The sequence below is a fragment of the Nodosilinea sp. AN01ver1 genome (assembly GCF_050565655.1).
Classification (GTDB): Bacteria; Cyanobacteriota; Cyanobacteriia; order Phormidesmidales; family Phormidesmidaceae; genus Nodosilinea.
The window spans coordinates 99,423-105,530 of the sequence record NZ_JBNXVS010000018.1; the positions used below are offsets into that span (position 1 = coordinate 99,423).

Genomic DNA, 6,108 nt, shown 5'->3' on the forward strand with positions numbered 1-6,108 from the left:
CGATGCTGTTCTGGCGAATCAGAACTCGGTACCTGCTGGCCCTGGCGGCGTTGTTCGTCGGGGCCGCGTTTTTAGACCTGAAGCAACCGGGCCGGGGGCAGTTCTACAACCCGGTTTATGGGGTGAGGTCGTGGGTCAACACCCACCAGCCTGCGGCGTGGCAGCTGGTGCATCGTCTGTCTGGCGAGGATGCCCGTCTGCAAACCTGCGTAGCGGTGGCTCCTGACCCCGTTGCCCTCGATGCCACCAAGGCGGAGCTGCGCAAGGCGCTGGTGGGGGAATCGGAGGCGATCGCTTTGGAGTGGTTGGGTCAGCCTGCTTGTGCTTTGGGTAACGGGGTCTATCGCTGGGCTTTGGACAACGGCTTGGCCCTCGATGTGACGGTGTCGGAGGGGGAGGTGACCCACAGTGAACTCAACCGTTAAGGACATCAAGCCCCACTGGTCGGAATTGCCGCCGACCTGGCGCTATGTGATTGGCACGGCGATGCAGGCGGGCGAGTTGGTGCTCAAGCTGGGCTGCGTGGGGGCGATCGCTACCTCAGCCTGGGTGATGGTCGATCAGGAAACCAATGAAACCTGGGGGGCACGGTTTAGAAAGGTCAGCGCCGTGGCGGAGGCGGTGGCTGGGTTCTACGACGATGACTTCAAAGCCCCCATCAGCAAGGGCGATGTGATTGCGGGCTACACCGTCAACTCGGGCTTTGGCTTGCGGATGCACCCCATCCACCAGGAGATGCGGATGCACTCGGGTATTGACCTGCCGACGCCGGAGGGGGTGCAGGTTCATGCGATCGGCTACGCAGGCGATCGGGTGTCGGTGCGCTGTTGGAGTGATCCCAAGGGCTATGGCACGGTGGCGGATATAACCAGTTCGGCGTTCCCTGAGATCACGTTTAGGGCGGCTCACCTGTCTCATTGCAAGGGGGGTGAGCATCGGGCCGGGGCGGTAGTGGCGAAGACCGGCAACACGGGCGGCAGCACGGGCGCTCACCTGCACTGGGAGCAGATACAAGGGGGGGTGGCCCAGGTTCCGCAGAAGGGCTATTTGGTCTGGGCACTCCATGGCCGCAAGCCCAATGAGCGACTAGGGGATACGATTGCGCTCTACCAGGCGATTGTTGCGAAAGAATCGGGCGGTGACCACACTGCCGTCAACCATGACACGGGGGCATTAGGCCTAGGGCAGGTGATGCCACAAAATCTCAACTGTTCCTGGGACGGCAAACCTAAGAGCAACTGTGGCTGGGATTACGATGTGCTGGGCCGCGATGTGTCGCCCCAGGAATTTTTGCAGAACCCTGAGATTCAGCAGCAGATCGTGGGGGTCAAGCTGGAGAGTGCTCTACAGCGTCAGATTCAGGCGGGCCACGATATGAACACGGCGGTGAAGCGGGTGGCAGCGGAGTGGTACTCGGGCAACCCTGAGCTGGCTCACGATACGCGCCCCCAGGCGGGCTATGAGTCGATTAAGAGCTATGCCGACAGCGCAGCGGAGAAATTTCACCGGCTCCGGCAGGAGAACCTAGAAAAGTAGCCTCGGCGATGATCGCACCGTCATTACTGACGCTGCTACCCTGGGCCTGGGATCTGAGAACTCTCCATTAAGTCGTTTTTATTCACGACTCATTCACGACTTGATAACGACTTCCTTTGAATTTCGATAAAAACCATCACTGTTTTGATGGTTTCGGATCATTAGGTCACGTTTATTCACGACTTGATCACGACTCTAAAGAGCCTGACAGGAGGGACTGCTGAGGATGGTGGGCTCATTCACGACTTAACAACGACTTGATCACGACTTGCGCTATCCGGCCCCTCCATCGGTGTCTTCCTTCGAGCAGCAGGGGGAGCTGCCCTGGGGGCCACGCCACTTCACTCCGTTTCGTGGCTTCGCGTTTCACACACCACGCCCAGCCTTGGGGTAGGGGAATGCCAGAATGACTCTATATCAAGGCTTTCGGGCGTTGCAGGTCATGTTTGGTCGTTTACGAATCATCGCCGAAACCCTGAAAACCTTTATAGCTAAAGGGTTTAGCGCTTCATTGCACTTGAATAAAGTCAATCTTGTCCCGAGAAGGCCTCGGCAAATTGCTTGAGACGAGGGCCTCATTGGCTACCACAGGTGGCCATATTAACCAAAATCAACCCACAGCCCTCAATCGCTTACTCAGCAAGGGTTTTCAAAATTTTGCCAAGATCTTGGCGTACTGTGTGGCCTTTCCGCGAAGCCCCCGATAGGGGGCGTAGCATTGGGTACCGAGAGCAAAAGAGTATCCCAAACTATCCAGAGCCTTTCTGAGTCAAGCTATGGAGTGATTGGGTGCTGTTCTTGATTATCTGTTTCTTAACTTGCCTTGCATGCGAGCGGACTCGATGATGTTGCGGTTGGCAGTAAAGACCCGAATGCCAGAAACGGTAGAGTAATCCCCATCATCCGTAATGACCTGGGTTACTCCGTGGGCTTTCATGGTTTCCAGGATGAAGAGGTCATAGCCGTCGATGAGCTCGCCCGATAGGCGAGCCAAGGCAGCCTCTGTAGTGTTGGCATCTATAGCAAGAGGCAGCACTTCAGCAAAGCTGGTGATCTGTGCCCATGACGCTTCTATCTCTTCAAATACTCCCCTACGCTCGGCGGGGTACTCCTGCCTAAAGCGTTTCAGAGGAAAGCCTTGCCCATGAATGATTTCGCACTCTATGGTTTCGATGCGGTGGGCTAGTTCACTCAGGGTCAGCCCCGAACAGTATAGGGCTGCGCTGGCTTGTTGAGTGGACTCCAGATAAGTAGGGTAGGTCTGAATTTGGTATTCACGCGGGCGACTACGGCTTGAGAGGCTCGGCAAGTCAGCCTTTGGATAGGTGAGCCAGTACCAGACATTGGTGTCCACAAAAAAGATGTCCTCAGCAGTAGGGACATCTTGCCTGATATCAATAATTTCAGCTTGGATCGTAAAGCTCCGTCGACTCACCGCTCGCAACCTATAGATTAGCGGCCTGCTCAAGAATAGCGGTGTCGACCCTATCTCTGTATTGTTCGTCAGTGTAGTAGCGCTTAGCGTTGTCTAGAACCCTAGCCAGCACCTTATCACCGACGGGGTTCAATCCTGAGATGGTGAGTAGCTGGTTCAGCTTGTCGGCATCGATGTCGCGATAGAGTTGGGCGATCGCAAAGTTGAAGAAGACAGTAAGGTACCGACGAACGCCAGCAAAATCTAGCTCTACCGGCTGCTCTTCCAGTAAAAGCGGGTAAATCTTATTGTAAAGGGCTTCACCAGCCTCGCGAGTCATGGCGTTGTCGCCCGTCATGTTATGGATAAGCAGTTTCATGGCTCTAGACCTATAGAACCTTTGTATTAACCAAGATACGCGATTTCAGAGACAAGTGTACGAAACTGGGTCGCACTTTACAGTGATATTAATCAAGGTTCCCTCAAAAAAGGTACCAATGGTGGCATACCGCTCCTGATTGCGGTCAATGATGGCATAGCCATCATGGCTGTATATCTCGATCTTACCTTGCTTTTCCTTAACGAAGGCTTTCAGTGTATCCAGCCCAATTCCGGCTGGGCATTCTTCTCCGCGTGTTGTGTTTCCAGCTGTAAATGCCCATTCCATGGTCGATTGCGCAGGAAGGCAGGGCTGATCGAGATAGCAACGCACGTTAGCGGGTATACCCACACCAAAGTCGATGATAGTTAGTTTTAGCGCATTGAGAGCGGGAAACCGCTGCCCGCAGGTGAAGACTCCAATCGAGGACAGGCCGTGGGTGAAGGCATTGTCATACAGCTCTGCCATGGTGCTGACAATTTCATCCTTCAAACTGCTGTCAACGCTGACCCAGTCTCGCCCCAGCCAGTGCTCATCTAGAAAACTGGCGATACCGATGATGTCATGCTCGGCATCCTCGCGGTAAGGGATTGAATTGCCTTGCCACCCGCCAGTGGCTTGGGAGAATGCTGTGGTGAAGCCGTTCTGGCTGAGATTCATGCGGATGTCGTCTTGCATGGTTTGCCAAGCGAAATGGGGAAACCCATCTCTAGCTTCGATAAGGCGGGCGAGGCCGCCCAGGAAAGCAACGGCATTTTGTCGGAGGAAACAGCAGTCTGAAAAATCAAAGATGACTACTGGTGACTCGCAATGCTGCACCACCCGCCAAAGCTCAAACATCTGCTCAAAGTCCTTGGGGCTGTCGTTCAGGGTAGGGACTTTTAGGTGCAGCTTCATAGGGGTGCCAGTGGCAAGCATGATTACCTCCGAGACAGAGTGTGAGGAGAGACCCTGCCGGTAGCGTTTGCAATGTCATAAAAATGACATTAGCTACTAAATATAGCTTAGACACCTCCGTAATACAAAAGAACTGTATAAGATTCTACGAGCCAGCCCGATCGCAGGTCAGCCCTTGCTGCGCAGGCGGTGAGCAGTCGGGTGTCAGCCGTGTTTTCTATACCACCTGTGAGCTTTTTGGACCTGGTCAGCCCAGAACCGGAGTATCTCGGTCTCGCTTTTATCTGGAATGGCCTCTACGTACTCCATCCATCCGAAAAAGTTTTTACTTGGGCGGCTCTCAATAGCATCTACCACCAGGGCATTTGCCATAAAGCCATGCTCTTCATAGCTCTCGCAGGAGAGCTTCCCAAGAAACTGGCCGATAATGTGGCGATCCAGCCCTGTCCAACCTCCAACATTGAGCCTAAATGGCTGGCCATTGTTGATAGAGGGAATTTGAAATTCAATGCCTTGGACAAGCTGAGAGTAGGTCAACAGTTGGCGTCTTTTCCCTGCCGCCGCAATTCTCTGCTTAATTTCTTGATAGCTTGCGTCATCCTGATCGGGCTGCAAAATCGCACGAACTTCGGGCTCTTGGCCACTTTTGGTGATGCTCAAAAATCGGTCATTCGAAGGCTGCCTCATGACTGCGGCTTAGCTAGCCAAAATGAAACGTTTTTCCAGCAACTCCAAGTTGGCTCGCCCAAACATCTGCCGTTTCAGCATTTTGAGCCGATTATTCTGCCCCTCTACCGGTCCATTGCTAACCTCTAATGCCATTCCAGCTTTTACGGCGTCATAATCCTCCTCCAGCCCTTTGGCGAAGCTTTGAAACGCCTTGATTGAGCTGGTTTTAGCCGCATGTAGCCAATCATCCAGCTGACTGGGAAGCCGCTGTCGAACGAGATCAATAAAGCCTTGGGCAAGTGAGATCGCCTCCGATATCTCAGGCTGTTGAGCGAGTTGCTCTAATAAGTTATCGTCTTCAGTCGTCCGGGTTTCTGTTCGCTGTAAGATCAGCCATGCCGCTCGACGAGCACTCAAGGGCTTTTGAGGAGAGGTTGAAAGGGGAGGGGCTGGCCCCCGTCCCGGTAAATTGTTGAGAGAGTCTGGGCTAGGTTGGCCCACAGCTGGTAATTGACGCATTTGATGGGTGTAGCGAGCTAGGGTCGAGTAACTTCCCTGATAGCCTTGCTGTTGGATCTGGTGAAAGAGGGCTTTGGTCTGGTGCTGTCCCCGGTTCCATTGATCCTTGATATAGGGTTTATAGGCCTCCAACCCACTGCCCTGTTTACGGATAGTGGGTTGTCGCTCAGGAAAGATGGAAGCGGCTAAATACTTGTAGACCGTTCGTTTGCCAATACCGAGATGGTGGGCGATGTCTTTAATGGCGTATCCTTGCTGCCGTAAGGCATGGGTTTGCTCATACGTCTCCAAACGATGAGACCGGTTGAGCGCTTTTGGAGACTGTGGATCCTCAGGTAGGTCTGAGGGATGCGGAACCTCGAGACCATCCGCCTGACGCTGGTCTTTTTCAACCTGTTGAAGGACGGAGTGGTGTCCCTTAAACGCTGTTTCCAACGTCTCTTCGAGATTGTGCAACAGATGAAAGCGGTCCGCTACTTGAATCGCCTCCGGTGCACCTTGGCTCATCCCCCGTTTGTAGGTCTTGGAACGGTCCCGAGATAAAATTTCGACGCCAGGATGCTCTTTGTGCGTATTTGCATAACTTCGGCACCTAGTTGCATCAACTTCGGCACCCCCTCGATTGGCGAGGGAAAAACAGCATAGCTGGGCAGGTCAGATTCATTATGCAGTCTGTGAATAGATCGTGAGAATA

At 53.7% G+C, this 6,108-nt stretch carries 6 protein-coding genes and 1 pseudogene; 2 read left to right on the top strand and 5 right to left on the bottom strand.

The features are described from left to right. Nucleotides 1–2 precede the first annotated feature (2 nt). Together ACQ4N7_RS15420 and ACQ4N7_RS15425 are read left to right on the top strand one after the other, a co-directional pair. Nucleotides 3–425: a hypothetical protein gene (locus ACQ4N7_RS15420; protein WP_430712392.1), complete on the top strand. Its 423-nt coding sequence runs from the start codon at nucleotides 3–5 to the stop codon at nucleotides 423–425. Beyond that, nucleotides 409–1,536 carry a peptidoglycan DD-metalloendopeptidase family protein gene (locus tag ACQ4N7_RS15425; protein WP_430712393.1) on the top strand — a complete coding sequence of 376 codons (1,128 nt, stop codon included), beginning with the start codon at nucleotides 409–411 and terminating at the stop codon, nucleotides 1,534–1,536. The genes ACQ4N7_RS15420 and ACQ4N7_RS15425 overlap by 17 nt, the downstream gene beginning before the upstream one ends. 802 nt (nucleotides 1,537–2,338) lie before the next feature. Here the strand turns inward: ACQ4N7_RS15425 and ACQ4N7_RS15430 are convergent. From ACQ4N7_RS15430 to ACQ4N7_RS15450, 5 genes and pseudogenes are all read right to left on the bottom strand, one after another. Further along, the gene (locus tag ACQ4N7_RS15430; protein ID WP_430712394.1) at nucleotides 2,339–2,971 is read right to left on the bottom strand and encodes a type II toxin-antitoxin system VapC family toxin; all 633 of its coding nucleotides are present in this window, start codon (nucleotides 2,969–2,971) and stop codon (nucleotides 2,339–2,341) included. Between the two features lie 10 nt (nucleotides 2,972–2,981). After that, nucleotides 2,982–3,329 (bottom strand): STAS-like domain-containing protein, encoded by a 348-nt coding sequence (locus ACQ4N7_RS15435; RefSeq protein ID WP_430712395.1) that lies wholly within the window; start codon nucleotides 3,327–3,329, stop codon nucleotides 2,982–2,984. 45 nt (nucleotides 3,330–3,374) lie between these two features. Further along, on the bottom strand, nucleotides 3,375–4,247 hold the full coding sequence (locus ACQ4N7_RS15440; protein WP_430712396.1) for an ATP-binding protein: 873 nt from the start codon (nucleotides 4,245–4,247) through the stop codon (nucleotides 3,375–3,377). Between the two features lie 183 nt (nucleotides 4,248–4,430). Next, on the bottom strand, nucleotides 4,431–4,886 hold the full coding sequence (locus ACQ4N7_RS15445) for a hypothetical protein (protein ID WP_430712397.1): 456 nt from the start codon (nucleotides 4,884–4,886) through the stop codon (nucleotides 4,431–4,433). A 36-nt stretch (nucleotides 4,887–4,922) separates the two neighbouring features. Continuing rightward, a pseudogene (locus tag ACQ4N7_RS15450) lies at nucleotides 4,923–5,990 on the bottom strand (ISL3 family transposase); the annotation flags it as partial. Nucleotides 5,991–6,108: the final 118 nt, after the last annotated feature.

Excerpts from the sequence above, each read along its gene's own strand:
- ACQ4N7_RS15420 (WP_430712392.1), top strand. The coding sequence starts at position 3 with ATGCTGTTCTGGCGAATCAGAACTCGGTACCTGCTGGCCCTGGCGGCG.
- ACQ4N7_RS15440 (WP_430712396.1), bottom strand. The coding sequence starts at position 4,247 with ATGCTTGCCACTGGCACCCCTATGAAGCTGCACCTAAAAGTCCCTACC.
- ACQ4N7_RS15435 (WP_430712395.1), bottom strand. The coding sequence starts at position 3,329 with ATGAAACTGCTTATCCATAACATGACGGGCGACAACGCCATGACTCGC.